This window comes from Larkinella arboricola, assembly GCF_003259745.1.
Taxonomy (GTDB): domain Bacteria; phylum Bacteroidota; class Bacteroidia; order Cytophagales; family Spirosomataceae; genus Larkinella; species Larkinella arboricola.
Genome location: NZ_QLMC01000001.1, coordinates 612,856 through 639,426, shown reverse-complemented (window position 1 = coordinate 639,426; position 26,571 = coordinate 612,856). Strand labels below are relative to the sequence as shown.

At 51.9% G+C, this 26,571-nt stretch carries 25 protein-coding genes; 10 read left to right on the top strand and 15 right to left on the bottom strand.

Translation table 11 applies throughout. From position 1 onward, the window contains the following. Positions 1–2: 2 nt before the first annotated feature. Both blaOXA and LX87_RS02565 read right to left on the bottom strand, forming a co-directional pair. A complete protein-coding gene (blaOXA, locus tag LX87_RS02570) occupies positions 3–791 on the bottom strand; it encodes a class D beta-lactamase (protein WP_111626600.1) in 789 nt (262 codons plus the stop codon). 11 nt (positions 792–802) lie between these two features. Continuing rightward, complete coding sequence (locus tag LX87_RS02565; protein ID WP_111626599.1) at positions 803–2,272, bottom strand: hypothetical protein; 1,470 nt, start codon at positions 2,270–2,272, stop codon at positions 803–805. A 153-nt stretch (positions 2,273–2,425) separates the two neighbouring features. Here LX87_RS02565 and LX87_RS02560 point away from each other — a divergent pair, with 153 nt between their 5' ends. After that, positions 2,426–3,259, top strand: a complete 834-nt coding sequence (locus LX87_RS02560) for a class I SAM-dependent methyltransferase (protein WP_111626598.1) — start codon at positions 2,426–2,428, stop codon at positions 3,257–3,259. Between the two features lie 284 nt (positions 3,260–3,543). Continuing rightward, positions 3,544–6,438 carry a carbamoyl-phosphate synthase large subunit gene (gene carB, locus LX87_RS02555; protein ID WP_111626597.1) on the top strand — a complete coding sequence of 965 codons (2,895 nt, stop codon included), beginning with the start codon at positions 3,544–3,546 and terminating at the stop codon, positions 6,436–6,438. Between the two features lie 73 nt (positions 6,439–6,511). Here carB and LX87_RS02550 read toward each other — a convergent pair whose 3' ends face one another. After that, the gene (locus tag LX87_RS02550) at positions 6,512–6,937 is read right to left on the bottom strand and encodes a hypothetical protein (RefSeq protein WP_111626596.1); all 426 of its coding nucleotides are present in this window, start codon (positions 6,935–6,937) and stop codon (positions 6,512–6,514) included. Between the two features lie 197 nt (positions 6,938–7,134). Between LX87_RS02550 and LX87_RS02545 the strand changes: the two genes are divergently transcribed. Then, entirely contained in the window at positions 7,135–7,371 is a 237-nt protein-coding gene (locus LX87_RS02545; RefSeq protein ID WP_111626595.1) for a DUF4834 domain-containing protein, read from the top strand. Positions 7,372–7,375: 4 nt separating this feature from the next. Here LX87_RS02545 and LX87_RS02540 read toward each other — a convergent pair whose 3' ends face one another. Both LX87_RS02540 and purN read right to left on the bottom strand, forming a co-directional pair. Further along, complete coding sequence (locus LX87_RS02540; protein ID WP_229310524.1) at positions 7,376–7,810, bottom strand: YbjQ family protein; 435 nt, start codon at positions 7,808–7,810, stop codon at positions 7,376–7,378. Next, entirely contained in the window at positions 7,797–8,399 is a 603-nt protein-coding gene (purN, locus tag LX87_RS02535; protein WP_111626594.1) for a phosphoribosylglycinamide formyltransferase, read from the bottom strand. The genes LX87_RS02540 and purN overlap by 14 nt, the downstream gene beginning before the upstream one ends. Before the next feature lie 76 nt (positions 8,400–8,475). Here purN and LX87_RS02530 point away from each other — a divergent pair, with 76 nt between their 5' ends. Together LX87_RS02530 and LX87_RS02525 are read left to right on the top strand one after the other, a co-directional pair. Beyond that, on the top strand, positions 8,476–9,102 hold the full coding sequence (locus tag LX87_RS02530; protein WP_111626593.1) for an ABC transporter ATP-binding protein: 627 nt from the start codon (positions 8,476–8,478) through the stop codon (positions 9,100–9,102). 6 nt (positions 9,103–9,108) lie between these two features. Further along, positions 9,109–10,356 (top strand): ABC transporter permease, encoded by a 1,248-nt coding sequence (locus LX87_RS02525; RefSeq protein WP_111626592.1) that lies wholly within the window; start codon positions 9,109–9,111, stop codon positions 10,354–10,356. A gap of 48 nt (positions 10,357–10,404) precedes the next feature. Here LX87_RS02525 and LX87_RS02520 read toward each other — a convergent pair whose 3' ends face one another. Next, positions 10,405–11,331: a sugar phosphate isomerase/epimerase family protein gene (locus tag LX87_RS02520; RefSeq protein WP_111626591.1), complete on the bottom strand. Its 927-nt coding sequence runs from the start codon at positions 11,329–11,331 to the stop codon at positions 10,405–10,407. Between the two features lie 288 nt (positions 11,332–11,619). Continuing rightward, positions 11,620–12,129: a phosphoribosyltransferase family protein gene (locus tag LX87_RS02515; RefSeq protein ID WP_111626590.1), complete on the bottom strand. Its 510-nt coding sequence runs from the start codon at positions 12,127–12,129 to the stop codon at positions 11,620–11,622. Between the two features lie 180 nt (positions 12,130–12,309). On the opposite strand from LX87_RS02515, the gene LX87_RS02510 reads away from it, so the two are divergent. After that, positions 12,310–12,882, top strand: coding sequence for a YcxB family protein (locus LX87_RS02510; protein WP_111626589.1), 573 nt, complete (start codon positions 12,310–12,312; stop codon positions 12,880–12,882). Positions 12,883–12,962: 80 nt separating this feature from the next. Here LX87_RS02510 and LX87_RS02505 read toward each other — a convergent pair whose 3' ends face one another. The 4 genes from LX87_RS02505 to LX87_RS02490 all read right to left on the bottom strand — a co-directional run bounded on the left by LX87_RS02505 (position 12,963) and on the right by LX87_RS02490 (position 15,926). Further along, complete coding sequence (locus tag LX87_RS02505; protein ID WP_111626588.1) at positions 12,963–13,349, bottom strand: Dabb family protein; 387 nt, start codon at positions 13,347–13,349, stop codon at positions 12,963–12,965. A 71-nt stretch (positions 13,350–13,420) separates the two neighbouring features. Beyond that, entirely contained in the window at positions 13,421–14,197 is a 777-nt protein-coding gene (locus tag LX87_RS02500) for a LysM peptidoglycan-binding domain-containing protein (RefSeq protein WP_111626587.1), read from the bottom strand. 83 nt (positions 14,198–14,280) lie between these two features. Further along, positions 14,281–14,763 carry a 5-(carboxyamino)imidazole ribonucleotide mutase gene (gene purE / locus LX87_RS02495; protein WP_111626586.1) on the bottom strand — a complete coding sequence of 161 codons (483 nt, stop codon included), beginning with the start codon at positions 14,761–14,763 and terminating at the stop codon, positions 14,281–14,283. A 65-nt stretch (positions 14,764–14,828) separates the two neighbouring features. Continuing rightward, positions 14,829–15,926 carry a 5-(carboxyamino)imidazole ribonucleotide synthase gene (locus LX87_RS02490; RefSeq protein ID WP_229310571.1) on the bottom strand — a complete coding sequence of 366 codons (1,098 nt, stop codon included), beginning with the start codon at positions 15,924–15,926 and terminating at the stop codon, positions 14,829–14,831. 257 nt (positions 15,927–16,183) lie between these two features. Here LX87_RS02490 and LX87_RS02485 point away from each other — a divergent pair, with 257 nt between their 5' ends. After that, positions 16,184–16,672 carry a GtrA family protein gene (locus LX87_RS02485; RefSeq protein ID WP_111626584.1) on the top strand — a complete coding sequence of 163 codons (489 nt, stop codon included), beginning with the start codon at positions 16,184–16,186 and terminating at the stop codon, positions 16,670–16,672. Between the two features lie 8 nt (positions 16,673–16,680). Here LX87_RS02485 and LX87_RS02480 read toward each other — a convergent pair whose 3' ends face one another. The 3 genes from LX87_RS02480 to gldG all read right to left on the bottom strand — a co-directional run bounded on the left by LX87_RS02480 (position 16,681) and on the right by gldG (position 22,947). Beyond that, a complete protein-coding gene (locus tag LX87_RS02480) occupies positions 16,681–19,683 on the bottom strand; it encodes a DEAD/DEAH box helicase (protein ID WP_111626583.1) in 3,003 nt (1,000 codons plus the stop codon). Positions 19,684–19,996: 313 nt separating this feature from the next. Beyond that, a complete protein-coding gene (gene dnaN / locus LX87_RS02475; protein WP_111626582.1) occupies positions 19,997–21,118 on the bottom strand; it encodes a DNA polymerase III subunit beta in 1,122 nt (373 codons plus the stop codon). A gap of 173 nt (positions 21,119–21,291) precedes the next feature. Beyond that, complete coding sequence (gene gldG / locus LX87_RS02470) at positions 21,292–22,947, bottom strand: gliding motility-associated ABC transporter substrate-binding protein GldG (protein ID WP_111626581.1); 1,656 nt, start codon at positions 22,945–22,947, stop codon at positions 21,292–21,294. Positions 22,948–23,094: 147 nt separating this feature from the next. Between gldG and LX87_RS02465 the strand changes: the two genes are divergently transcribed. The 3 genes from LX87_RS02465 to LX87_RS02455 all read left to right on the top strand — a co-directional run bounded on the left by LX87_RS02465 (position 23,095) and on the right by LX87_RS02455 (position 25,431). Then, the gene (locus LX87_RS02465; protein ID WP_111626580.1) at positions 23,095–23,640 is read left to right on the top strand and encodes a DUF4833 domain-containing protein; all 546 of its coding nucleotides are present in this window, start codon (positions 23,095–23,097) and stop codon (positions 23,638–23,640) included. 82 nt (positions 23,641–23,722) lie between these two features. Continuing rightward, positions 23,723–24,775, top strand: a complete 1,053-nt coding sequence (locus tag LX87_RS02460; RefSeq protein WP_111626579.1) for a methyltransferase — start codon at positions 23,723–23,725, stop codon at positions 24,773–24,775. A 188-nt stretch (positions 24,776–24,963) separates the two neighbouring features. After that, the gene (locus LX87_RS02455; protein ID WP_111626578.1) at positions 24,964–25,431 is read left to right on the top strand and encodes a response regulator; all 468 of its coding nucleotides are present in this window, start codon (positions 24,964–24,966) and stop codon (positions 25,429–25,431) included. On the opposite strand, the gene LX87_RS02450 is transcribed toward LX87_RS02455, so the two are convergent. Then, entirely contained in the window at positions 25,424–26,548 is a 1,125-nt protein-coding gene (locus LX87_RS02450) for a DmpA family aminopeptidase (RefSeq protein WP_111626577.1), read from the bottom strand. The two genes, LX87_RS02455 and LX87_RS02450, sit on opposite strands and share 8 nt — an antisense overlap. Positions 26,549–26,571 lie beyond the last annotated feature (23 nt).

Genomic DNA, 26,571 nt, shown 5'->3' with positions numbered 1-26,571 from the left:
TTTTATAGCACGCCGAGTTGCTTCAGCAAGGTTTCGGTAATTTCCCGCCGGGCCGCTATAAAGGTGTCGGGGACGGGTTTAGGGCTTTCGACGTTCGTAGCAAAATAATACACCTTGTCGCCTTTTTCGACGTACCCCACAAACCAGCCGATGTTCGGTTCGACAGCCGCCCAGCCGGTTTTGCCGTAGAGTTTAACCCCCTGCTTTTCTTCAATCAGCATGATTTTTTTCAGAATGGCCTGATTCCGTTTCGAAAAGGGCACATTGCCCTCGTGTACCCGGCGCAGAAAATCAATCTGTTCCTCCTGACTGATTCCCGATTTGCCCTCCAGCCAGAACCTGTCCAGGTTGTCGGCATTGATGTCCATTTTGCCGTAACCGGTTTTACCGACCCACTCCTGCATCCGTTTTACGCCGACGTTCCGGGCCACTTCCTGATAACACGGTACACACGACGCCTTAAAAGCCGTTTCGAGGGTATGGTCGCGGTTCCAGGTTTCAATGTCGCGTTTAACACTGTCCCACTTCATGACCGAATGTTCGTCTTTCAGTACGCCGGTTTCCAAGCCGATCAGGGTATTCAGAATCTTGTAGGTTGAAGCGGGCAAAAAGCGTTGCCGGGTACGCTCGAAGTTGTAAGCCGTGTAATGATCGCGCTGCGGATCATAGAGCAGGAAAGAGCCTTTGAGTTTTTTCTCGGTAAAATACCGTTCAAAATCCGGCCGCTCCGTGACAGAAGCCAGCCGGTAACTCAGCACAAGCATCGATGCCAGCGCAACCAGGAGTTTCATGAATCAAGACATTACGGTTTGGACGAAATATACTGAATTTTGGCCCACTTGCCGGGTCCGCCTTTTTCGCCCAGGGCAGGTTCAAAACCGAGTTTGACAATGGTGCCTCTCCAGGCCGGAACTTTGGTCATATCCAGTTCATAGGTACGGTATTGGCCGTCGCCGGTGATGGGAAAATCAAAGATCCGTTCGGGCAGAAACTCGGGGTCGTTGGGTTCGGTCCACCGGAGCCGGGCGTGGGTCGCATCGGTTTTGAAAGCCGCCCGGATGTAGACCTTCGGCATATCGGCGGCCTGCCACATTTCGCCCGGACCCATCATTAGTAAATTGCCGTTGTCGAGCGGAATATCCAGTTCGTTCTTAATGGGCCAGCCACGATCAACCCCTCCATAGTACCACCACGATTGCCGATCGGATACGAAACGGTAATCCGGGGCTTTGCGGGTTCGGGGCTGCGCATACACATACTTGCGAATCTCGTCGAGCGTCCCCAGAACCAGGATGTACTCATAGTCGTACTGAATGTTGTGGTCCAGAATCTCGTAGGTGGATGGCGTAATGTAAGCCGTCGTAAAATCGTATTCCCCCCCCACAGAAGAGGTTCCGAACGTACCGCCGATGAAATACTGATGATTCGGTTTATAAACAGCCAGTCCCCAGTTGGACGTATTGACCATAGCCATCCAGTTTTCGGGCGACAGCATCGGCACTCCTCCAAAAATTTCGTTGACGGTCTGGCTCGTGGTTCTGGTCAGCGCGTCATTGGTGAAGGGGCGCGTACCAGTGTACGAAACAATAAACCGGTAGGGCGCATTCAGGAAAATAGCGGGCAACTCCTGCGGTTTGGCCGAATATTGTTTCGTATCCGATCGGTTGTTGTTGAGCCGGTGACGGACTTTAACGGTATTCTGATCGAGTGTAATCCAGGTTTCAATCGTGCATTCGGCGGGTATATTATCGTTAGGCCAGAGCATCGGAGCGGTTTTAACGTAAATTTCCCGGCCATTGTTGCGCGATTCGAGTACTTTTGAACGGTGCCCGTATACGTCACCCGACATAACGGGATTCCAACCCAGATCCTTCCATTCCGGGTGCGGCTGCTTGCCGTTCGGAGCGTAAGGCGTCGGACCTGAATAAAACGATGCCTGAATCTGCCGGCCAGCGTCCCAGTTATTGACGAGGTTCTGGCCGTTGGCCGAAGCCGCCAGGTACGTGATGGCCCCGCCCATATTCAGATCGACACTGAGCCGAATAGACCCGTTATCAATGTATGAAGGGCGCGCCGGAGGGTTCGGCAAACCCGTAATGGGCGACGTGCCGGGACCGCCCGAACCCGGATTATTCGGTGAGCCCGGTGTTCCGGTGCCCGAACCGTTCTGCCCGGTCGGTGCCCGCCAGACCCGATCCTCGTATTTGTAACAGCCTGCCAACGCCAGACCCACCACCCAAATCAGTACCCATGCCCGTCGACGTATCATCATATACTTACCGTTTTTACCGTTGAGAGTTACACCTGTTGTTTCTGATTATCAGTCTTTAGCTTCTTCTTATTAACGCCAAACTGGGGATAAGTTTACAAAAAAAGGTATTAATGTTTAAATTGCCAGCTATTCCTAACCAAAAGCAATTCGACAATGAGCCTGAAGAGCTTGATTCCTAACCCGATAAAGACCGCCTTAAAAAACATAATTCCGCTTTCGGTGATCGATCAGCTGGAGATTATCACCGGCGAACGGGATGCGCTTACCCCGCCATCGCGGATGATTTTTATCGGTGACGGTGATTTCAAGAAAGTGGGCGAACTGACCGTCAGTCACATTAAAGACCTGGTTGGCCTCAACGCCACTGACCGCGTGCTAGACGTGGGCAGTGGCATCGGACGAGTTGCTATTCCGCTGACCAAATACATCAATCCGCCGGGTGGCTACGACGGTATTGAGATTGTCAAAGAGGGCGTTGACTGGTGCAACAAAGAAGTACACAAGCGGTTTCCGCACTTCAACTTTCACCACCTCAATGTGTACAATAAAATGTACAACCCGAAGGGAACCATGCAGGGCCACGAACTGCGGTTTCCGTTTGAGTCGTTAACGTTTGATCTGGTAATTCTGAATTCGGTGTTTACGCATATGCTCGAAGCCGATTTTGAGCGGTATCTGGCCGAAATCTCGCGGGTATTGAAGAAAGGCGCCCGGGGCTACATCACGATGTTTCTGCTCAACGAAGAATCGCGCCGGCTGAACGCCCAGGGCAAAAATAAATACGAACGTCACCTGACACCATTCACCGACAAAACAATGGTGTATTTGCAGGACCTGCCCGAAAGCATGATTGCCTTCGACGAAACCTACGCCCGGGAAGCTTTCGCCAAAGCGGGTTTAACAATCCAGAACGTCCAGTTTGGTAATTGGTGCGGCCGGGAGAATACCGTTGACTATCAGGATTTGCTTTCTGTCTCGAAAATCTAGCTTTTTTGCCGTTAGGCGCTAATTCTGTTACCTAACGGCAAAAACATTTAAAAAAATTCTTATTAATTCGTCGGCATCCACTAATTTTGTGGGATTTTTGACCATACCGAAACAGATTGGCCTAGAAACTCCAAAACGGTTCGCCTTGTGACTGCGTTCCGGCCGCTGTGCCAACCTGTTTTCGCTTCGGGCCAGTACGTTTCAGGGGGTCAGGAATAGTGATTGTTTTTTGTTACGACTCGACGGTTTGACGTAACGATTCATTATTCATTTTCCTCATTGTAATGCCCAAAGATTCTTCCATTCGTTCGATTCTTATTATCGGCTCCGGCCCTATCGTTATTGGTCAGGCGTGTGAATTCGACTACGCGGGTTCGCAGGCAGCCCGTTCACTGCGCGAAGAAGGTATCGAGGTAACGCTGATTAACTCGAACCCGGCCACCATCATGACCGATCCCATCAATGCGGATTACGTCTACCTGAAACCGCTCGAGAAAAAATCCATCGTTGAGATTCTCAAAAAGCATCAGGAAGAAGGCCATCCCATTGACGCGGTGTTGCCCACAATGGGTGGGCAGACGGCCCTGAACCTGGCTATTGAATGCGACAAAGCCGGTATCTGGACAAAATACGGTGTTCGCATCATCGGCGTTGACATCAAAGCCATCGAGACCACCGAAGACCGGGAGAAATTCCGGCTGAAAATGCTCGAACTGGGTGTGGGTGTTTGCCGAGGCCGGACGGCCCGCTCTTTCCTGGAGGGCAAAGAGATTGCGCAGGAAATTGGTTTTCCGCTTGTTATTCGCCCTTCCTTTACGCTGGGCGGAACCGGGGGCGGTTTTGTCGACAAACCTGAAGATTTTGACAAGGCGCTCAACAATGGTCTGCACGCGTCGCCGGTTCACGAAGTGCTGATTGAACAATCGGTGATGGGCTGGAAAGAATACGAGCTGGAGTTGCTGCGCGACGGTGCCGGTAACTTTATCATCATCTGCTCCATCGAAAACTTCGACCCGATGGGGATTCATACGGGCGACAGCATTACTGTGGCTCCGGCCATGACGCTGCCCGATACGCTGTACCAGCAGATGCGCGATCTGGCCATTAAAATGATGGACGGTATCGGCAAATTTGCGGGAGGCTGTAACGTTCAGTTCTCGGTAAATCCGGCCAACGACGATATTATTGCCATTGAGATCAACCCGCGCGTAAGCCGCTCGTCGGCGCTGGCGTCGAAAGCAACGGGTTATCCGATTGCCAAAATCGCGGCTAAAATGTCGATTGGGTACAACCTCGACGAGCTGATCAACCCGATTACCGGTTCGACCTCGGCGTTCTTCGAACCCGCCATTGACTACGTGATCGTGAAAGTGCCGCGCTGGAATTTTGACAAATTCCCCGGTTCTGACCGCTCCCTGGGTCTGCAAATGAAATCGGTGGGTGAAGCAATGGGCATTGGCCGTAACTTCCAGGAAGCGTTGCAGAAAGCCTGCCAGTCGCTCGAAATCCGGCGCAATGGGCTGGGTGCCGACGGCAAGGAACTGACCGATCAGGAAGCCATCAAACACAGCCTGGCTAACCCGAGCTGGAACCGTCTGTTCCATATTTACGACGCGTTCAAGGCTGGTCTGTCGTTCAAAACGATTCAGAATCTGACCAAAATCGATAAATGGTTCCTCTACCAGATTGAAGAACTGGTGGAACTGGAGCGCGAAATTGGCCACTACGATCTGGAAGACGTTCCTCCCGCTCTGATTTTGAAAGCCAAGCAGAAAGGGTATGCCGACCGTCAGTTGGCCCACTTGCTGGGTGTCAAGGAAAGCAGAATTTATAACTTCCGGCAGGAGCATAACATCCGGCGCGTCTTCAAGTGTGTGGACACCTGTGCCGCCGAGTTTGAAGCCCGCACTCCTTATTACTACTCGACCTTCAACAGCCCACAATTGCCGATTGAAGGGACCGAAACACCCGAAAAAGGTGCTTTCCCGGTTGGTGCGCTGGCCGGTAACGAGTCGATTACCAGCGAACGCAAAAAGGTTGTCATTCTTGGCTCAGGGCCCAACCGGATCGGACAGGGAATTGAGTTTGACTACTCGTGTGTACACGGTGTACTGGCCGCCAAAGAATGTGGTTACGAGACGATTATGATCAACTGTAACCCCGAAACCGTTTCGACCGACCCGGATATTGCCGATAAACTCTACTTTGAGCCGGTGTTCTGGGAGCACGTTCACGCCATCATCATGCACGAGAACCCCGTGGGTGTGATTGTGCAGCTGGGTGGACAGACGGCCCTGAAAATGGCCGAAAAGCTGACGCGCTACGGCATCAAAATCATCGGTACGGATTACGAATCGCTCGATCTGGCCGAAGACCGGGGCCGTTTCTCGGCCCTGCTGCGGGACCACAACATTCCGTATCCGAAATTTGGCACGGTGCGCGGTTCCGACGAAGCCGTCGAACTCTCGCGCGAACTCGGTTTCCCGCTGCTGGTACGGCCCAGCTACGTTCTGGGTGGCCAGAGCATGAAGATCGTTCTGAACGAACAGGAACTGGAGCAGCACGTGGTCAAGATTCTGCACGACATTCCGGATAACAACATCCTGCTCGATCACTTCCTGGAGAACGCCATCGAAGCCGAAGCCGACGCCATCTGCGACGGGGAAGATGTTTACATCATCGGCGTTATGGAGCACATCGAACCGGCCGGTATTCACTCCGGTGATTCGTACGCCCTGTTACCGACGTTCGACCTGAGCGAAAACGTAATCCAGCAGATTGAAGAACATACCCGCACCATCGCCAAAGCGCTGAAAACCGTCGGATTGATTAACATTCAGTTTGCGGTGAAAGACGATAAGGTATATATCATCGAAGCCAATCCCCGGGCGTCGCGGACGGTGCCGTTCATCTGCAAAGCATACCAGGAACCGTACGTTAATTACGCAACGAAGGTGATGCTGGGCGAGAAAAAAGTGAAGGACTTTGACTTCAACCCGGTGAAAGAAGGATATGCCATCAAAATTCCGGTGTTCTCCTTCAATAAATTCCCGAACGTGAACAAAGAACTCGGACCGGAAATGAAATCAACCGGCGAAGGCATCTACTTCATTGATGATCTGGAAGACGAGTTTTTCCAGAAAGTTTATTCCGAGCGGAATTTGTACCTGAGCCGGTAAGCGTAGGAATTAGCAGGAATTTACTACTTATTGATTGCCGGTATTCACAAATTTAATCGTGAATACCGGCTTTTTATTTTCTTACGAACGAGTGACTATAGCAGTCGTTGCAAAAATCTTCAACAAATTCAAGTTTCGCATCGGAAAGCTCCCTGATCCTACCCCCGCCAAACAGTGGGTAGTTATCAAGCGTATCTCTCTGATGAAGAATCCCGTTGTTAACGGCAAGAATCAATTCCTGCGCACGGTCGGAGCCACTTTTTCTATTGGACAAGCGATACTCGGCAGATAGTAACAACGCCCTGTTGGCGTATACTTCAAATTTTCCATCTGCGGTAAGTCGTAACGTGCGCTCATTGTCATTTCTGGGTTTTATCGTCCAGCCACCTATCCCACCAGTCGATGAAATCCAGCGCCATTCACCAACCACGAGATGCCGCGGCTCATCCGATGTGCATCCCAAAACCGTCAGAAAAAACAGTATCAGAACCCTTTTCATATAGTTTAGGAATAATTGACAAACGATGGACCCCTCTGGATTTACTTAATAAGTTGTAAATGGCAGGTAATAACCATCCCTCCCATTCATAGGAGACCTGAAGACTCAAATTAGTTTTTCTTCAATAGTAGAGCAACTGTTTCTCGGGCTTTTACGTTATAATTGTATCTAGGAACCGACACCGATTGTTGTTCAGCATGATTTTTAAATTCTTATTCGTTCTTCTGCTCTTAATTGCGTTTGTACCGCCGGTGCGCCGGTTTTTCTTTTGGCTGCTGGTTGGTCGGCAACTGGCCAGAGAGCAACGCAAAGCTAATGAGCATTTTAACCGGGGAACCCGTGAAGGAGAAACCCGCGTTCATACGGCTCCGCCCGATGCCGGTGAATCCAAACTGAAAGGTGGCGAATACGTCGATTATACGGAAGTGAAGTAAGGCATCACTGCCCCACTTCCCGCTCTTTCTGGTATTTCACGGCCATGCCCCGCATGGAATATCCGTGCACTGTAGCTGAGCTGTAATACTGATACCGTACCGCAATGAGCGCATCGGCTCCCATTTTTTTAGCCTGCATGGTCAACCGTGCCAGCAACAGATCCTTTTGCTCAATGTTGTTTCCCCGTTTCACCATTCGGCCTTTCTGCGGTTTCTGCTGATCGGCCAGCGGAACTTCTTCCTTGTATTCGAGCCATTCCAGTTCCGTAAACGGCCGGTCGGGCTGCTGATTTTCGTAGAAAACATCGACCGGATAATTGGGCGACATTGAAATGGGAATCGCGGGCCGAAAACAGCCTGTCACAGCCATTGTCAGAAAGATGAGTCCTACCCAGGCCGACCGGCGCAACGTCTTTAGTTTCCTTTCATCGTTCATCATCTATCCTGTTTAGTACTTTCACCACGATTTCGGGATAATACTGGTGTTCCAGCACCTGTACTTTCCGGGCTACATCCTCCGGCGTGTCCTGTGGATCAAGCTCGCAGGATGCCTGAAAAATAATGTTTCCTTCGTCGTACCGCTCGTTCACGTAATGAATCGTAATACCGGTTTGCGATTCGCCGGCAGCCACCACGGCTTCGTGTACAAAATGCCCGTACATGCCTTTACCGCCGTAATTGGGTAACAGGGCCGGGTGAATATTGATCATCCGTTGTGGAAACGCTTTCACCAGCGCTTCGGGTATCAGCCACATGAAACCGGCCAGCACCACCAGGTCAATCTCCTGTTTCTGAAGCAGTTCCACGATGCGATTGCTTTCGTAAAACGTCGCCCGGTCGAAGACCAGCACTGGCACGTGCAGCTTCCGGTCAGGGCCAAATCCTTTGCGCGCCCGGTCAATGATTCCGGCTTTCGGGTTGTTCGACAAAATCAGTGTGACTTCAATGTCGGGATAGGCGGTCAGGTAACCGGCAATTTTCTCGGCATTGGTTCCGGAGCCGGACGCAAAAATGGCAATTCGCTTCATGGATTATTAAACAATAGAAAGTGCAATAACGCTACAAACCTACGTATCTTTAGCAAAAATTGATGATATTAGCCGTATGCTTCAATCGCATCAACTGACCTTTTCGTACTCTCCAACCAAGCGGTTCTCTTTTCCGGATATTCGCTGCAACGATCGCGAAGCGGTTTTGATCCTGGGAAACTCCGGCACCGGCAAAACAACGTTTCTGCATTTGCTGGCCCTCCTTCTGCGGCCCGAGAGCGGTTCCATTACCATCGATCAGACCGATCTGACCCAATTATCACCGGCAAAAACGGCTTCGTTCCGGGCGGCTCACGTGGGGATTATCTACCAGCGACCGCACTTTGTCAGTTCCCTGTCGGTCATGGACAACCTACTGATGGCAAACTACTTAGCCGATAAGCCACAGGATAAAGACCGGGCCCGCGAACTAGCCACCCACCTGGGTTTTGCCGATCATTTAAACAAGAAAACAAACCAGATGAGCCAGGGCGAACAGCAGCGCGTCAGCATTGCGCGGGCTGTGATGAACAAACCCGGTGTTATTCTGGCCGACGAACCTACGTCCAGTCTCGACGATGTCAACTGCGCCCGGGTGGTGGCCCTGCTGCGCGAACAGTCCGAGCAGATTGGCGCCAGCCTGATTGTGGTTACGCACGATCAGCGGCTGAAAGACGAATTTTCGAATCAGGTGATTTTATAGATCCATATGAATCTGTTAAAAATAAGCTGGGCCAATCTGAAAGACAAACCGCTCAGCAGCTTTCTGAGTGGCCTGCTCATGACGCTCGGCATCACGATTATCTCGCTGCTGCTGCTCCTCAATAAGCAGTTGGATGAGCAGTTTTCCCGCAATGTCAAAGGCATTGACATGGTGCTGGGGGCCAAAGGCAGTCCATTGCAACTCATCCTGTCGAGCATCTACCAGATCGACGCGCCAACGGGCAACATCCCGCTCGAAGAAGCCGAGCGCCTGACCCGCAACCCGATGATCAAAACCGCCATTCCACTGTCGATGGGCGATAGTTACCAGACGTTCCGGATTGTCGGCACAGACAAGAAGTACGTCGATCATTTTGAAGCCACCGTCGGTCAGGGGACTCTATTTCAGAAGGAGTTAGAAGCTACCATCGGCGCACGGGTAGCCGAAGTAACCGGTTTGAAAATTGGTGACACCTTTTCGGGTTCGCACGGTCTGGACGGCGAGGGTGAAGAACACGGTCAGGCCCAATACAAGGTTGTCGGGGTTTTTAACCCCAGCAATACCGTCATCGACCAGTTGATTCTGACCCCGCTATCGAGCGTCTGGGCGATTCACGCGCACCACGACGAACACGAGAGCGAATCCGTGGAAGACCTTGAAGAAGATCATGACCACGAGCACGAGCATGACCACGAGCATGAAGCCGAAGAAGCCCGGGAGATTACCAGCATGTTGATTAAATTCCGTAACCCGATGGGGATGATGATTGCCCGGGGTATCAACAACAACTCCAAGTTGCAGGCGGCTTTGCCTTCCATTGAAATCAACCGGCTGTTTTCGCTGCTGGGCATCGGCGTCGATACGCTGCGCGGACTGGCCGTCGCCATTATGCTCATTGCCGGAATCAGCGTATTTGTGTCGCTGTATAATTCACTGAAAGAACGCCGGTACGAAATGGCCTTGATGCTGTCGATGGGTGCCAGACGGACGCAGTTGTTCGGAATGCTGCTGCTCGAAGGGCTGGTTTTATCACTGATCGGTTTCGTACTCGGCCTGATTCTGAGCCGCATTGGGCTGCTGCTGTTCTCCATGCAGGCCGAGCAGAATTTTCATTACAGCCTGAACGACATCAGCATCTTACCCGAAGAGTGGCTGGTACTGGGCGTAGCGGTTTTGATCGGTATTCTAGCGGCTGCCCTACCGGCGCTGGGCGTTTACCGGATGAACATCTCCCGGACACTGGCCGAAGAATAAACGGGTTATAGCGTATCGTTTAAAACGTCAGCGATACGCTATAACTTCCTATCCAAACACCTTCTTTACGTACTGTAAATCCTGCCGGTGGGCCGTTACGGCATCCAGCGTATTGGGCGATTCTTTTTCGATGCACTGCTCCAGCACCAGATGCGGACGGATGCCGATGGCCTTCAGCGTTTGGGCCAGCCGCGGATAATCAATGTCGCCTTCCCCGAAGGTTTCGCTCCAAACGCCGTTTTGCGACTGGCGCAGGTGGAGTTCCGCGATGCGTTTACCGTATAATTTCACAATGTCGAACAGCGCCACCTGCGAGTTGCCGGAGCCACGGTAAATCCAGTGTACATCCAGACAAAGCGACACATGGTCAGGGTCCGTCGCCAGCATCATGTGGTGAAACTCACGGGCGGCATTCCGCATTTCGACATCGTGCGTGTGGTAGGCCAGCGTCATGCCCCGTTTTTTCAGTTCGGCCCCAAGCCGGTCGAGATTTGTGGCCTGAATGGCTAGTTGGTCATCGGTTTTGCCTTCCGCACGGCCCCAACCAATCGGACTCGGATTGGTTACCACAATCTTCAGGCCCAGCGGCCGGGCAGCATCGGCAATAGCCGTTACGGTTTCCAGGGTTTTACCGGCTTCGTCGGCTTTGTGCAGGGTGCTGTTGACGTACAGCGAATGCATTTCCAGCTTGTGTTTTTTCAGCAACGGCGCAAGCGTGCGAATCTCATCCGCCGAATTGACCGACGGTTCGTAGCCCACCAGACCCGACTTTGCAAAATCGGCCAGCGACGCATCCAGATTCGCCGACCAGTTACGGCCCTGCCGTTGATAAAACGTATGCCAGGTGTATTGATTACAGGCAATCTGCGGGCGGGCGGCTAAGCCGGTTCCGCTGCGAGCTGCTACACTTCCAACAGAACACAGAGCAGCCAGACTACCCAGGGATTTCAAAAAGTAGCGACGATTTGCAGTCATTGGTCACCAGATCAGGAGTAAAGGCTAGTAAATACGGGTAACTCAGGCAATTTATTAAATCTAACGCTTCACTTCGTCTTTAATAAACGAAACTGGCCGAAAAACCATTGGCCACTAGCCGTCAGGACAGCGTCGCCCGTTGCCCGACCGTAATACCGATCTGATCATCATGCGGGAGCAGAAGAATAAGCCACTCACCGTGGAGGAGCCGAACATGCGGGGCATGAACTACAGAAAGTCAGCGGACTTGTGAAAGGCGGTATTATAGCAAAAACACGGTAATGTTCGTTACCGCAGGTACACCCCCATCCGTTCCTGGTCGCTCAGGATAACCTCAACGTGTTCGGTCAGCGTGGTCGATAGCTTGTAGCCAATGTAGTCAGCTGCCACGGGATACCGTTTGTGGTCGCGATCGACAATCACCGCGACTTTCAGGCTGGTCAATGGCACGTTCAGGAAGGGTTGCAGCGCAAACGCCAGTGTCCGGCCCGAGTTCAGAACGTCGTCCACCACAATGACCGATTTGCCGGTAAAAACCGTTTCTGCGCCATCCAGATGAATGGAAGGTTGCTGCCGCAGGGTTTTGTCCAGCATGATTTTCATGACGGTGGCCTTCAGGGGAGCAATCTGTTGCAGCACGTCTGCCAGGCGCTGCGCCAGCACATAGCCCTCGCCTGACACCCCGGCCAGAATCACTTCCGATTGTTCAAAGTTGTTTTCGTAAATCTCAAACGCAATCCGACGGATTTTCTGCTCAACCTGCACACGCGTCAGAATCTGGGTAATCTCGGAAGTCATACACTCGTTATTAAAAATGAAAAGTAACCGAAAACGTCGAAGGCTCAAAATAAACAAAGCCTTTTTGTATTTTTGCAAACTGATTCAGACAAGAGAGTGAAGACGAGGGACAAAAGACGCTGCGTAACTTTCTCTTTATTCTCTTATCTCCAATCTCTCCTCTAAAGTTTATTTATTTCAATGATTATTAAAACCAAAAAATACGGTCTCGACCAGAAAACCTACATCAGTCTGGCGATGCGTAGCTGGGTAAAACAAAATTGGTATTGGGGTCTGATCCCGCTGGTTCTGCTGATTGCAACCATTACACTGGATGTGACGGGCGTGCTGACCAGCACCTGGTGGATTTATGTGCTGATTGTCCTGCTGACGGTGCTGTACGTTCTTTTCTGGGCGGTGCAGTTTACGGGCATCACGCAGATGGAACAAACCAAATCACTGTTTCAGAAGTACGTGTACGAAATCGACAGCCGCCAGATCCTGCTGAAACTGAATGCCCGCGAAGGCGGTATTCTGAAATGGGATCAAATCCGGAGCGTTACGAAAGATAAAGATGCTTACGTGATGGTGGTTTCCAACGAGCAGGCTACGAACGGAATGAAGGCGAACTGGCTGGCTAAAATTGTGGCCAAAGGCATGAAAGACGCCCAGTTCCTGTATTTGCCGTATTCCATCTTCACCACCGAAAACGAGCTGAAGTTTATGGATACGCTCCTGAAACGGAAAGGCTTTTTAGCGGAAGGAAAAGAATAAAAAGAAGAAACGAAAAGAGGAAGGGGCGAAAGGACGAAGGCTAGACCTTTTATCCGCTCACCCCTTCCTCCTTTTTTGTTTTATTTCGCCTGATTTGTAAAATCAACCACGGTTAAATCCGCCAGCCACGGGCCAACGATTTTGCCAAATTCCTTGTGGGCCGGATGCGGCAGGTACGTATCACGGTCTTTCTCATTGTTGAACGTCAGAATAAAGGCGTGCGTCAACCCTTTATCGTGGCCCTCGGGGCTATTGTTCGTTCCCCACTTAAAGCCTTTAATTTCTTTGATTTTCGACGGCAGCGCTTCAAAAGCCGCCACAATTTCCTTTACCTTTTCAGGCGTCGTTTCCGGTTTAAATTTAAATAGCACAACGTGCTGTAGATCACCTTTAGTCATTTTGTTCTGGGCGGTCGCACCGGTCAGGGCTAGACCAAAGAAAAGAAGGGTGGCAAAAATGGTTTTCATGTAAATCGGATGTCAATAAACGCTGCGTGCGCTGTATGGTTAAAAAGTGAATTCATCAGGGAAACTACTGCCTACTGTTTTTCGGCATACGGAATAACCAGCTTTTCGCCCCGGGCCGCATGGTTTTTGGTTTTTCCATTGGCTTTCATCAGCGCATCGACCGTCACACCGTATTTGTCGGCCACCACCCGCAGAATATCGCCCGGACCAACGGTATGGTAGGCCCGCGCTTTCACCTTCAGCTTCGTCACGTTGGCTTTCACATCGTTGCCTTCCAGGTCCGGATTCAGCGCTTTTAATGTATTGACGGACATATTATACTTGGTAGCCACGCTGTAGATGGTTTCGCCCGGCTTAACGGTATGCGTAACCGAAACGCCCCCCGCCGGAACATTCGCTTTGGGCGTTTCCTTTTTCTCCTCTTTTGGTTTTTCCTCTACGGGTTTTTCTTCGCGAGCCGGTTTTTCGGCCACCGGCTTACTGGCAGCGGACTCACTCGTAGCCGGACGCTCTTCCGAATCCAATGCCGGTTTTTTAGGAACTTCCTGCTCCTCTTCAATGGGTGCCGGAGTAGACTGTGACAAATCCACCGGGGCATTCCGGCTGGACGTATCAATCTCAATCGGGGCGGCCAGCTCCGGTTCGATGGGCAGTTCGGCCGGTTTCTGTACGGTCGTATCCAGGGCCACGCTAGTCAGCTCTTCCGAGCCTTTTGTGTCGTCGGCCACATACTCATACCCAATGTATAACAGGGCCAGAATCGTCAGAACCAGAACGGCCAACGTAATGGTAGGCAAACTTGACGTTTCCGTAGGCCGCGGATTTCGCTTCGCATTTTCGGTTTCCATAGTGGGATTTTCGGTTCAGCGTTGGATGGAAGTTGGCTGAAGCGTTTTTTCAACTTGATCCTTTATTCAACCAGAACCCGCCATTAACTGTTCTTCACTTCCTGACTCATTTTTTCAACTTTCAATTTCATATCTTCTTTGTAATCCTGCAACTGCCGGGCGACCTTTTCGTCAAATGTCCCCACAATCTGGGCCGCCAGAATCCCGGCGTTCCGGGCTCCGTTGAGTGCCACGGTTGCTACGGGAACCCCCGACGGCATTTGCAGAATCGACAGAACCGAATCCCAGCCGTCAATCGAGTTGCTGGATTTTACGGGTACGCCAATTACCGGTAGTGTGGTCAGCGAAGCCACCATGCCCGGCAGATGGGCCGCTCCACCCGCCCCGGCAATAACCACTTTCAGCCCCCGCTGGCGGGCGGTTTTTCCGTATTCCACCATTTTCTCCGGCGTTCGGTGGGCCGATACGACATCAATTTCGTAAGCAACCCCCAATTCCGTTAATATATCGGCAGCCTCCTGCATGACCTTGAGGTCCGAGCTGCTGCCCATGATAATTCCAACCATTTTCTAGTTATAAATTACGAGTTAAGAGTTAAGAGTTAAGAGTTGGCTGACGCCTTATCCCAGTCTTACCCCTTACTTTTCACTTTTATCGTTTCCTTCACGGCGTCGGCTTTTGCTTTCAGGCCGTTTACGTCCGGACTAATAACGGTAATATGCCCCATTTTGCGAAACGGGCGGGTTATTTTTTTACCGTATAGAAAGGGAAACACGCCGGGCATTGCCAGCAGGGCTTCCATCCCTTCGTATTGGGCCGGACCGCTGTGGCCGGGTTCGCCCAGCAGGTTGATCATGGCCGCCGGGGTCAGAATCGAGGTGTCGCCCAGCGGCAGGTTCAGGATGGCCCGCCAGTGTTGTTCAAACTGCGAGGTCACATTGGCCCGGATGGTGTGGTGACCGCTGTTGTGCGGACGCGGAGCCACTTCGTTCACAATCACCTGACCGTCTTTAGTCAAAAACAGCTCAACGGCAAGCAGGCCCACTATTCCAAACGCTTCGGCCGTTTTCCGGGCTACGTCCTGCGCCTGCTGATCAACGGTTTCGGAAATGGCCGCGGGTGCAAACAGGTATTCCACCAGATTCTGTTCGGGATGAAAAACCATCTCAACCGTCGGGAAGGTAGCGGTTTGCCCCTGCTCGTTCCGCGCAACAATCACGGCCAGTTCCTTCTCAAAGTCAATGGCTTTTTCCAGCACACCGGGCGCATCAAAGGCTTTCTCAACATCCTCCGACGTAGCAATCCGCTGCACCCCGCGACCGTCGTACCCATCGCGGCCTAACTTATGGAACGCGGGCAGAAAGTCCGGCTTTTGGGCTAACACCTGCGGCACGTCGGCGCGGTTTTCGGTCAGGATAAAATCGGCAGTGGGCAGGTTGTGCTGGCGGTAAAATTGCTTCTGTACCCGCTTGTCTTGAATAATCCGGATGACCGACGGCTGCGGAAAAATCCGTTTTCCTTCCCGTTCCAGTGCTTCGAGCGCATCAACATTAACCCGCTCAATTTCAATCGTTAGCAGGTCAACCGTCTGACCAAACTGATATACGGTATCGTAATCGGTTAATGCCCCCTGGGTAAAGGACGTTGCCAGGTGGCGGCAGGGCGCTTCGGCATCAGGGTCAAGAATATGGACGGTCAGGTTCCAGTCGATACCGGCCTGAAGCAGCATCAGTCCGAGTTGTCCTCCGCCGAGAATACCGATGCGGGTGTTGGGATTAAATGTAGACATAGGTAGAAAAATCCGTCCGCAAAAGTAGCCCCATTTCCGGCTTTCTGGTAGTTTTTAGTCTACTTGTTTCTCGCTCCCCGCTCAGTTTTTGGCTCGCTGACCGCGTACGTTCTGTGTCCGGTATCTGATTTTGCGGATACGAATTCCAACGCTTCCTGCTAATTTGCGGGTCTTATTGGGGCGGAAGGCATTTATTTATGGCAAACAAACTGTTTAATCAAAAAGACTTACTTGCGTATTTTATTGTAGCGGCCATTGGTGCATCGCTGCAAATTGTGGTGAGTTCGCTGCTTCAGGAGTGGTTTCAGATCTCGTACGAAAACGGGGTATTGATTGGTTATGTCAGCTCCTTTTTTATCGGCTTTTTCCTGACCAAGCTCCTGGCGTTCAACGCTAAAAATTCGGCCAAGACCCGGCGCGAGATGGCTAAATTTGCGATGGTTTCGGTGATTTCGTGCCTGATCACGGTATACGGTGCCTCGGCGCTGTACAACCTTTCCCTGAGCCACGGCAGCCATTATACCTTCACCATACCGAACTCCGTCAAAACCGTGAACGTCAATAAGCTGGTTTCACACACAGCGGGGATGGGCGCCAGTTTCGTTTCCAATTACGTGCTGCACAAAACGTTTACCTTCCGGAATACCGGCTTCTACGAAAAGCTGAAAGCACTGCTGAATCTCTAAACGTCCGGTTATTCGAGCAGGGCCATAATATCTTCTTTTGTCAGCGACTTCATAAAATTCTCTTCGGTCGCAATCAGATCGCTGGCCAGCTTTTGTTTGGAACGTTGCAGCGCCAGAATTTTTTCCTCAACGGTATTGCGGGAAATAAACTTATAGGTAAACACGGTTTTTTGCTGCCCGATGCGGTGTGCCCGGTCAATGGCCTGGGCTTCGATGGCCGGATTCCACCACGGATCGAGGATAAACACGTAATCGGCCGCCGTCAGGTTGTGGCCCAACCCACCCGCCTTCAGCGAAATTAGAAACAGCTTGATGGCATCGTTTTTCTGGAACAAATCCACTTGCCCCCGGCGGTCCTGCGTCGATCCGTCCAGGTAAGCATACTGAATACCGCGTTCCTGCAAATATTGCTGCACTACATCTAAGTGCTTAATAAACTGACTGAATACCAATACCTTGTGATTATCCGCCATCGCCCCTTCCAGCCGCATCACCATATCGTCCAGCTTACCGGAATTGCCTTCGTAGGTTTCGTCGATCATGCGCGGGTGATTGGCAATCTGACGAAGTTTGGTCAGGCCCTGCAACACCACCATCTGGGACTTGGCCATCCCGTCTTCTTCAATACGCTCCAGAATCAGGTTCCGGTAGTATGATTTGGCTTCCTCATACTGTTTTTCCTGCTCCGGCGACATATCGCTGTAGTGAATGCTCTCTACCTTTTCGGGCAAATCACGCGCCACCTGCGACTTGTGCCGACGCAGCATAAACGGTTTAATGATGCCGTAAAGCCGCTGCGTTTTCTGCTCGTCGTTCTTTTTTTCGATTGGCACCAGAAATTCGTTGCGAAAAAACGTCTGGCTGCCCAGCAAACCGGGGTTGATAAACGTCATCTGCGTCCACAAATCCATCGTGCTGTTTTCCAGGGGCGTTCCGGTCAGAATCAGCCGGTGTGCCGAGTCGAGTTGCATTACCGCCCGGGTAATGTGCGACGACGGGTTTTTGATGGCCTGCGATTCGTCCAGAATAATGTAATGAAACCGGTACGTTTTCAGCAGGTCAATGTCAATCCGGACAATACCGTAGGAGGTCAGAATCAGGTCGTAATCGTCAAATTGGGCGGTATTCTTATCCCGGTAGGTGCCTGTGTACGACATTACCCGCAAATCGGGCGTAAACCGGCGGGCTTCCAGCTCCCAGTTGTAGAGCAGCGACGTAGGCATCACCAGCAGCGTGGGTTCTTTGTGTCCCGCTTCCTTCTGCGATTGCAGAAACGCCAGCGTCATTACGGTTTTGCCCAACCCCATGTCGTCGGCCAGACACCCCCCGAACCGGTATTGATTCAGGAATTGCAGCCAGTCGTACCCCGCTTTCTGATAAGGCCGCAACGACCCTTTAAAACCGCTCGGCAGCGGATGGGAGGCTATTTCTTCAAAGCTCCGCAATTGTTGGAGCTTCCGGCTGATGACCGCCGACGCCAGACTTTCCTCCTGCAACTCCTGAACGAGCGCAATATGGTGTTTACGAAGCACGAGCCGGTCGCTGTCGTCATCGTGCTCCATAAAGGCAAACAACTCCGAATATTTGGTAAACCAGGTTTCCGGAATGACCGCAATCTCGCCGTTGGGCAGCGTAAACTCGCGTTTCTTGTTTAGAATCAGCGTCCGCAGTTTGATAAATGGAATCTCAAATTCCCCAAACTGCACTTTGGCGTAAATGTCGAACCAGTCACGGGTTTCGTTGATGGAAACCACAATGGACGAATAGCCCAGAAAATACCGTTTTGTATCGTTGGCGTGCTGCGAAACCAGAAAACCGGCCTCCATCAGCAGGTTGTGGTTTTGCTGAAGCCACTCAAAAGCCGCAGCCTTGCCCAACCGGGAGTGCCCGTTGTCTTTCAACTCCAGACCGTTTGCCTTCAGCCAGAAAAGAGTTGACTGCTCCTTGCGTATATCCCGCCGGATTTTGTGGAAAATATACTGATCGCCCTGTTTTTCGATGCTGACGTTAGACGAATCCGTAAAACCGTCGTACCGGAACGTGAACTGGCCGTACCGAAACAACAGGTCAAAAACCACCTGAGAATCATCGAAAGACGTGGTCGGACCAATTTCCGTCAACACATCCGTCATGCGCCCCGAGGAGCCATTCCGGTGCACGTCGCCGTTTGTACCTACCTGCTCGAAGAGCGCGGGAACCACCCGATGGTCAACCTGTTCGGAAACCGTCAATACCGGTGCGGGCGTCAGTTCTTCATCCCGGATTTCAAACCCCCGGGCGTAAACATCATACGAAGCAATCAGCGGGGCAACGAAGCGGTTATAGTACTGCTCCTCAATATTTTTGGGAATAACAATATTGCGTTTTTGCAGGAAGGGACGCAGTTTTTTCCCGTCAATGTTGTTCTCAAAATGAAACAGCCGGTTGCCCACCATCATCCAGGCGGGTTCGTCGCAGATCAACAGGGCGTCTTTAAACTGAAACTCAACCCGTTCGCCCTTGTATTTGATAATCGGGAAATATTCGGTAGCGGTTTCCGTACGAACAAAATTAAAGAAAACCCGGGCTTTCTGCGGCATTCGCTCGATGGCCATCCAGGCCGGATTCCCATCGCTGCCCATGACAAATAATTTCTTGTCTACCAGCCGTTCCAGAATCAGCGCCCGGCGTACTTCGAGGTATTCGCAGATACGGTCCTGTAACTCTTTATCGCCTTTCTGCGGATCGTATACTTTCAGAAAAAAATCAACTGCCGGTAATTTCTTCGGATTGAATTTTTTGAGAATCACATCCTGCTGTATTTCATCAATGATCCGAACCAGCTCGAAGTCGGCGTCGTCCAGCTCACTGGCAAATTCGCCCGCATTTTTGGCCGATATCGTCTGATTTTGCAGGGTCAACTCACCACGCGGGTTTAGCTGAACCACGAATGCTTCAAACAGATAGCCCAGAAACTCGTGCTCCAAAAGTGAGTACACCAATTGAAACGGTTCCGCAGGAGAGACTTTCATAGCACATTAAGGGTCCGTAGTAATTACTGGCTACCCTTACTCAACCCTCATGCCCCGCCGTCCATCCGTTCCAGATTCGAGCGGATAAACTGCTGAAAAACAAACAAAATGAGCGATTTGCCGTCAGGTTAGAGTAAGCAACAAATTCAAATATACGAACCGGCACAAAAAAGACAAGCCCGGAACCTCGTTCCGGGCTAGAAATGATTAAATGGGTCAGAACTTGGATTCGGGGAGATTAAAGGAGTCATTAAAATGAATGATTTGCGTAGCCATTCCGGCCAATCCTTTAATCCGCGTATCCAGGCTCAGATTACGCGTATGTATTCAGCATAACCGGCATGACCAGCATCAGCATATCTTCGTTTTCTTCTTTATCAGCCGGGATGATCAGGCCCGCCCGGTTGGGTGCCGACATCTCGAACGAAAGCATTTTGGCGCTCAGGTTGTTGAGCATCTCGGTCAGAAATTTGGCGTTGAAGCCGATTTCCAGCGGGTCGCCGTCGTAATCGCAGAGCAACTTTTCGTTGGCTTCGTTGCTATAATCCAAATCCTCGGCGGAGATCGTCAGGGAATTCGTTTTCAGCGAAAGCCGGATCTGGTGGGTAGTCCGGTTGGCGTAAATCATGATCCGCTTCAGCGAATTCAGAATATCGGTCCGGCCAATGGTCATCACGTTGGGGTTGTTAACCGGAATGGCATTTTCAAAATCCGGGAACCGCTCGTCGATCAACCGGCAGATCATCTGCGTGTTGCCAAACGTAAACGACGCATTCGACTGGCTAAACTCGGCCCGCACCACCGCATCTTCGGGCAGCGACGCCTTCAGCAGCGTGAGGGCTTTCCGCGGAATAATCATCGACGCACTGCTGGGCGAACTGATATCCGTCCGGCGGTAGCGAATCAGCCGGTGGCCGTCGGTTGCTACGAACGTTGCGTTCTCTTCATTCAGTTGCAGGTACACCCCTGTCATGGCCGGGCGCAGATCGTCGGTGCTGGTAGCAAAGACGGTATTGTTGATGGCGCTCAACAGAGCATCCGACGACAGTTCAACCGCCAGACTACGGTTTACGGCCGGAATTTTCGGAAAATCAATCGGGTTTTCGCCCGATAATTTATAGCGACCATTATCGGTCAGAATCTCAGTTCCAAACGTTTCCGTGTTGACGTTGAACGTAATCGGCTGTTCGGGCAGACCGCGCAATGTATCCAGCAGCAGCTTGGCTGGAATGGCAATGGCTCCCTTCTCCGACGACTCAACGGCGATGTTGGTGATCATGGTCGTTTGCAGATCCGAAGCCGTCACCGTCAGGGTGTCATCTTCCAGTTTAAACAGAAAATTCTCCAGAATCGGCACAATTGGGTTCGTTGCCACCACACCGTTGATGGCTGAAAGTTGCTTGAGTAATACGGAGGAGGAAACGATAAATTTCATATGCAATTTTGTTTGGGGCCGTTTGTCCAATAAGAACAAAAGTAGGAAAAATAGTCGAGATATAAGGGGGTTGTTTCGCAGAGTTTAGCGGAGTTTTTCTTGAGGTAAGCAGAGTCGTTCTCCGCTAAGCTCTGATGTTCTCTGCTCAACTCCGCGAAATAATTTTAAGCCCCTCAGGCGTACTTCCTCCGGCGCGCAAACTGCCACGTAACACCCACTAAACCAATCAGAACCACCGGTCCGAGTAGGTTCAGAAGCTGCCATGAAAGCCGGTCTTCGCGGAGCCGGATTTTATCCAGGGGCCGGAGCGTCACCTGCCGGGTGCGGGCAGCAATAATACCGTTGTCGTCCAGCAGGTAATTTACTGCATTCACCACAAAATCCTTGTTGGCAAACGTGTTTTTCGAGAACCGTTCGTAGCCGAGCGGATACGGTGTATTGGTTTGGTAATTGATGTCGTTGATCAGCAAATCCCCGTCCGAGCAAACTACAATTTTGGCCGGTTGCCCCTGCGCTTTGAAGGAGGCCGCCCGCGGGTCGCCGGGCAGGATGCGGTTGGTGTAAAGCGACTGAAAACGACCTTCCAGCAAACAGGCGATGAGCTGAACCCCGCTGTCGTAGGTGCGCGGGTCGGGCTGCTGACGGGCCTCGTTGTAGCTCACCAGCGCCGGAGCCTTCAGAATTTTGGTGTACTGCGAACTCATCAGCAGGGGCGTTTTCGCGATGCCCGGCGCCTGAACGGTATCGAGCGTACTGGTAAACCGGCTATAAATAGCGTCCAGATTCCGGACAATCGGGCTGCGACCAAAATTGTTGATCAACGGAAAAAAACGCCACGGCAACAACTGCACGTTGGGTTTATCGCCCATGTTTCCCACATTGAGGGGAATAAAGGCGCAGCTTAAGTCTTTGATAATGTCGTTGTTGACCCGAACACCCCAGCGAAAAAACAGATCGTTCAGGTTCAGGTTGAGCGGCTGGGCATAGGTCCCCTCCCGCCCGATGCTGTCGATTTGTAAGCCGTCAACAAAGAACAGGGCTCTTCCGCCGTTGACTACAAACTGGTCGATCTTGTATTTATCGGCTTCGGTGAATGGACGGTCGGGTTTGGGCACAATCAGACCATCCAGCCCCACCAGATCGCGGGATGCCTGCAAATCAATCAGTTTGATGTCGTAAAACTCCTGCAACGTAGCCAGCAGATCCGACATGCGCAGCGGCTCGATATCCGTGTAGGAAACCGCCACACCCAGGACTTTTTTCTCCCGAACCGTCAGCCGCCGAATGGCCGATGCCAGTTCATACTCCACATTCTCAATCGACTGATTCAACTGTTCTTCCGGCGAGCTGGAACGGTTTCCGCGCAGGAGCAAAACCGGCAGTTCACGGCCTTTATACGACACAATCGCCCAGGGGTAAATCAGTTGTTCGGTACGCTGATTCCCCTCATTCCTGAAATTCAGGTTGGTCGGCGTCAGGCCCTTCTGGAGCAATTGGGTCTGAAATTCTGTCCGCTGCTTTTCGTTCGGATTGGCGGTCGGGTCAATAAACCGGTAGGTCAGCGTCTGGCCGGCCCGCGCCTGAAATTCCGCCAGCGTTTCCCGGATACTGGTTTCCAGCCGTTTAAAACCGGGCGGCAGATTACCCGTCAGGTACACGTTAACATGGACATCATCGTCGAGGTTAGCTAACAGATTTTCAGTAGCTTCCGAAAGCGTATAACGGCCTTCCTGCGTCAGATCAACCCGAAAAAATAAAAATGACGACAGCAGATTAACCACGACCACAACGGCCAGCACAATTCCAAATCGAACCAAGAATGACTTCATACCTGCGTAAAACGCTGAAAGCGGTTTAGTTGTGCGAAAGTAGAAGAAAAAATGACGGGCCGCCAAATTTTTGGGCTCGACGTAGGGGGAAGTGCCGAGATGGCGGTCTTAGAGACGTAAACAACACCATGCTACTGAATTATTGTTATGAACTACCGTCATCTTTTTTTCCTGCTGTTTCTGCTGGAACTGACCAGCGCCTTTACGACCGCAGCGGGCGGTGCCAGCGAATTCCCCGTGCCACCGCCCGCACCCAACCGTTTGTTTTACATTCAGCGGAGCAACGACGCCAATACCGTTATTTACGAAGCGAATGTAACGGCTGGCCGACAACTCAACGCCGAGGACCCCGTTCATGTCTACTGGATTCGCTACGCCGAACAGGGCCAGCGTGAATCGCTCTCGATGTTTCAGTGGAAAATGGCGTACGGTTACAAACACAAGCCACTGGCCCAAAGCGACAACAGTTTTGAAATTCACCTGAATGCGTTCAAAAAACGGCCCATCTGGGTCGATCTGCACCAAGGCAAACCCGTTGCGCTGACTACAATCAACGGTCGGAAAGCCTGCTTGCGGAAGGTTTTTGTGCAACTGGATTCGGATTCGGGTCTGCTGCCGAAAGTAGAGTATATTGAGCTCTTCGGCACCGATCCGGGAGCAGGTACGCCGGTTTACGAACGCATCCGGGTATAGTCTAAACCGGACCACGGCCTCAGAAAACCGTGGTGCTTCGGGTTGGCTGCTTATCTTTAAGGCCCATAAAAACCTTAAAGGAATGCTTCACAACCCTCAACTTGACCCTGCCCCGATTACCCGCCACCTGCGGGCTATGTTCGGTTCCCGTCTGCTGATTGCCGCCGTTCATCACCTGAATGTTTTTGAAGAACTAAGCAACGGACCGCTTTCTGTTCCCGAACTCAGCCAGCGGCTCGGACTCAAAGAACGTCCGGCCAGCGTACTTTTCCCGGCGCTCTGCGCGATGGAACTGCTCGAATACAACGAATCCGGTGCGCTTCAGATTACGGCCCTGGGACGGTATGTGACCCAGACCCAGACGCCCAATTTAACTGGCTATGTGGGTCTGGAAAAAAATGATCCCGGAGCGGTGGAAATGGCCGTTCGGCTGTGGAACGACGGCCCGCTGGACACCTCAGGCGGCATTTCGTACGTGAAAGAAGGCGACGATCCTTCGCCGATGGACGATGCCGAACTCTCCCGTATGTTTACGCTCGGCCTGGCCGGGCGCGCCCAGAAACTTTCTCCGATTGTAGCCAGTAAAATCTCGAAACATTCCGGCCATTTGCTGGACGTAGCGGGCGGAACCGGCTATTATACCTACGAATGGCTGCTCGTCAACCCAACCGCAACAGCCACCCTCTTCGACCGCCCCGCCGTCCTGGCCGTAGCCGCCGAATTGCTTGACGCCTTTGCCCGGAGCGGCCGTCCGGGTGCCGAGACCATCCGGGAGCGGGTGACCTTCCATCCCGGCGATATGCTGACCGACGAATTACCAGAAACAGATATCCTGCTGGCCGCCAGCCTTTTTCACGACTGGCCCACCGAAACCTGCCAGATGTTGGCAAACCGTTTTGCGGCCGCCATCCGACCGGGAGGTGAACTGTGGGTTCACGACGCTTTTCTGAACGACGCCCTGGACGGCCCCCTGCCTGTTACGGATTATTCAGCCCAGTTATTCTGGGGAACCAAAGGACGTTGTTACAGCCGGAAAGAATACCGTCAGTGGTTCGCGCAGGCCGGTCTTCAGCCTACCGAAGAAGATATTTCAACTCAAATGGATTACGGTCTGATCTGGTCAAAAAAAGTGTAAAATGAATTAGAGAATTACTGTAGCTGTCTGAAAATGTGGACAGTCATATTTGTTTTCACAGCCCTTATACGTAAGTATAAATACAGTTTACATTTTGATAAATTAATTTTGCCGGCCTTGATAATTGTCAACAAAACCCTTAACTATGTGACCTGAAACTCAACTATTTTAGCGCAATAGCAATTCATATGAAAAACGAAGCATGCAGCTTTCAATCCACCGCTGCGTACTCAATTAATTTTGAAAGTATTCTGGTCGTGGAAGATAATCTCAATGATCATTTGCTGTTGCATTATCTGCTCCGGCAACACCTTCAGGAAGTGGTGCCGGTTGGGGCTACGTCGGCTGCACAGGCTATGACGTATTTAAATAATTGTTACGCCCAACAAAATCCGCTTCCCATACTGATTTTGCTGGATCTTTACTTACCCAGACGGGCGGATGGCTGGAAACTGCTGCGCCAGATTCGTTCGAACCCGATTTACCGGTCTATCCCAATTGCCATTTTCAGCAACTCCACCGATCTGAACGACGCCGAACAAGCGTACGCCCGGGGGGCTGCCAGTTATATTAAAAAACCCGTATCACTGGAAGGCTGGCAGAACATCCTGCTGGGTATTCCGCGCTTGCTGAAAGTCGGCGAAGCGGCTATTTGATCTGTCCGGCTTTCTTTAATAAATCCACCACTTTTTCAACCGGCAGTCGCTCCACGCGGCTGCCGTGGTGACCAGTTTGGGTCCGGGCGGCAAACAGCGAATTGATAATGGCTTCTTCCGTGGCCTCGATGGCGGCCAGAAAACAGGGCGAAGCATCGTCGTTCCGGAGAACTTTCATTTCGTCGAGCGATGATTTGGAGACATTTGGAATCCGGTTGGCAGTTGAAACAGCAATGACGTAATCCCCACTTCCGTTGGAAGCAATCCCACCCGTGCGGGCCAGGCCCATAAATGCCCGTTTGGCCAGCCTTTTTAGGTTGCGGGCATCGAGAGGAGCATCCGTCAGCACCACCATCATGCACGAGCCGTCGAGCTTTTCCCGGAACGAAAATTTGCCCAGTTCTACCCCTACCGGAACACCCGCAATCTGTAAAACACCGCCAAAATTGGTTTGCACCAGCACACCGACGGTATACCCACCCAGCGAAGCCGGGAGTTTCCGCGAAGCGGTTCCGATACCGCCTTTGAACCCGAAGCAAACCGTACCCGTTCCGGCCCCCACATTTCCTTCTTCCACCGCCCCGGTTTTCGCCTGTCTGATCGCATCCAGCACGTGTTGTCTGGTGACAGGACGGCTACGGATGTCGTTCAGGCCGCCGTCGTTGGTTTCGCCCACCACCGGATTCAGCGAACGAACCTGTTCATTACCGGGTTGGGCCAGTGTGTAATCAATCACGGCGTCGGCTGCCGTCGGAACGCCGAGGGTGTTGGTCAGCACAATGGGTGTTTCGAGTGTGCCCAGTTCTTCTACCTGACTGTATCCGGTCAGTTTGCCAAAGCCGTTGCCGATGTAAATAGCTGCCGGGCATTTCTCCTGAAAGAGATTTCCGCTGTGCGGCAGAATGGCCGTAACGCCGGTCCGGATGCTTTGCCCCTCCTGCAAGGTAACCTGTCCCACCCGAACACCGGGTACATCAGTGATGGCGTTCAGGGCACCGGTTGGCAAGACGCCAAAACGGATACCATACGCACGGGGTCGTTGCATGGGTTGAGCCAATACGGTATAACCGACCCCGAAAAGCAGGGCCGTCAGCAGGAAGCGGAACGTTGGTTTCATACGTCCGAAGATAGAAAACGAAC

Coding starts and splice junctions, on each gene's coding strand:
- LX87_RS02545 (WP_111626595.1), top strand. CDS start 7,135: ATGATTTTTAAATTCTTATTCGTTCTTCTGCTCTTAATTGCGTTTGTA.
- blaOXA (WP_111626600.1), bottom strand. CDS start 791: ATGAAACTCCTGGTTGCGCTGGCATCGATGCTTGTGCTGAGTTACCGG.
- LX87_RS02520 (WP_111626591.1), bottom strand. CDS start 11,331: ATGACTGCAAATCGTCGCTACTTTTTGAAATCCCTGGGTAGTCTGGCT.
- LX87_RS02485 (WP_111626584.1), top strand. CDS start 16,184: ATGGCAAACAAACTGTTTAATCAAAAAGACTTACTTGCGTATTTTATT.
- LX87_RS02515 (WP_111626590.1), bottom strand. CDS start 12,129: ATGACTTCCGAGATTACCCAGATTCTGACGCGTGTGCAGGTTGAGCAG.
- LX87_RS02525 (WP_111626592.1), top strand. CDS start 9,109: ATGAATCTGTTAAAAATAAGCTGGGCCAATCTGAAAGACAAACCGCTC.
- LX87_RS02500 (WP_111626587.1), bottom strand. CDS start 14,197: ATGGAAACCGAAAATGCGAAGCGAAATCCGCGGCCTACGGAAACGTCA.
- LX87_RS02560 (WP_111626598.1), top strand. CDS start 2,426: ATGAGCCTGAAGAGCTTGATTCCTAACCCGATAAAGACCGCCTTAAAA.
- purE (WP_111626586.1), bottom strand. CDS start 14,763: ATGGTTGGAATTATCATGGGCAGCAGCTCGGACCTCAAGGTCATGCAG.
- LX87_RS02550 (WP_111626596.1), bottom strand. CDS start 6,937: ATGAAAAGGGTTCTGATACTGTTTTTTCTGACGGTTTTGGGATGCACA.
- LX87_RS02490 (WP_229310571.1), bottom strand. CDS start 15,926: ATGCTGCTTCAGGCCGGTATCGACTGGAACCTGACCGTCCATATTCTT.
- LX87_RS02565 (WP_111626599.1), bottom strand. CDS start 2,272: ATGATGATACGTCGACGGGCATGGGTACTGATTTGGGTGGTGGGTCTG.
- LX87_RS02510 (WP_111626589.1), top strand. CDS start 12,310: ATGATTATTAAAACCAAAAAATACGGTCTCGACCAGAAAACCTACATC.
- dnaN (WP_111626582.1), bottom strand. CDS start 21,118: ATGAAATTTATCGTTTCCTCCTCCGTATTACTCAAGCAACTTTCAGCC.
- LX87_RS02480 (WP_111626583.1), bottom strand. CDS start 19,683: ATGAAAGTCTCTCCTGCGGAACCGTTTCAATTGGTGTACTCACTTTTG.
- LX87_RS02530 (WP_111626593.1), top strand. CDS start 8,476: ATGCTTCAATCGCATCAACTGACCTTTTCGTACTCTCCAACCAAGCGG.
- purN (WP_111626594.1), bottom strand. CDS start 8,399: ATGAAGCGAATTGCCATTTTTGCGTCCGGCTCCGGAACCAATGCCGAG.
- LX87_RS02505 (WP_111626588.1), bottom strand. CDS start 13,349: ATGAAAACCATTTTTGCCACCCTTCTTTTCTTTGGTCTAGCCCTGACC.
- LX87_RS02540 (WP_229310524.1), bottom strand. CDS start 7,810: ATGATGAACGATGAAAGGAAACTAAAGACGTTGCGCCGGTCGGCCTGG.
- LX87_RS02460 (WP_111626579.1), top strand. CDS start 23,723: ATGCTTCACAACCCTCAACTTGACCCTGCCCCGATTACCCGCCACCTG.
- LX87_RS02465 (WP_111626580.1), top strand. CDS start 23,095: ATGAACTACCGTCATCTTTTTTTCCTGCTGTTTCTGCTGGAACTGACC.
- gldG (WP_111626581.1), bottom strand. CDS start 22,947: ATGAAGTCATTCTTGGTTCGATTTGGAATTGTGCTGGCCGTTGTGGTC.
- carB (WP_111626597.1), top strand. CDS start 3,544: ATGCCCAAAGATTCTTCCATTCGTTCGATTCTTATTATCGGCTCCGGC.
- LX87_RS02455 (WP_111626578.1), top strand. CDS start 24,964: ATGAAAAACGAAGCATGCAGCTTTCAATCCACCGCTGCGTACTCAATT.
- LX87_RS02450 (WP_111626577.1), bottom strand. CDS start 26,548: ATGAAACCAACGTTCCGCTTCCTGCTGACGGCCCTGCTTTTCGGGGTC.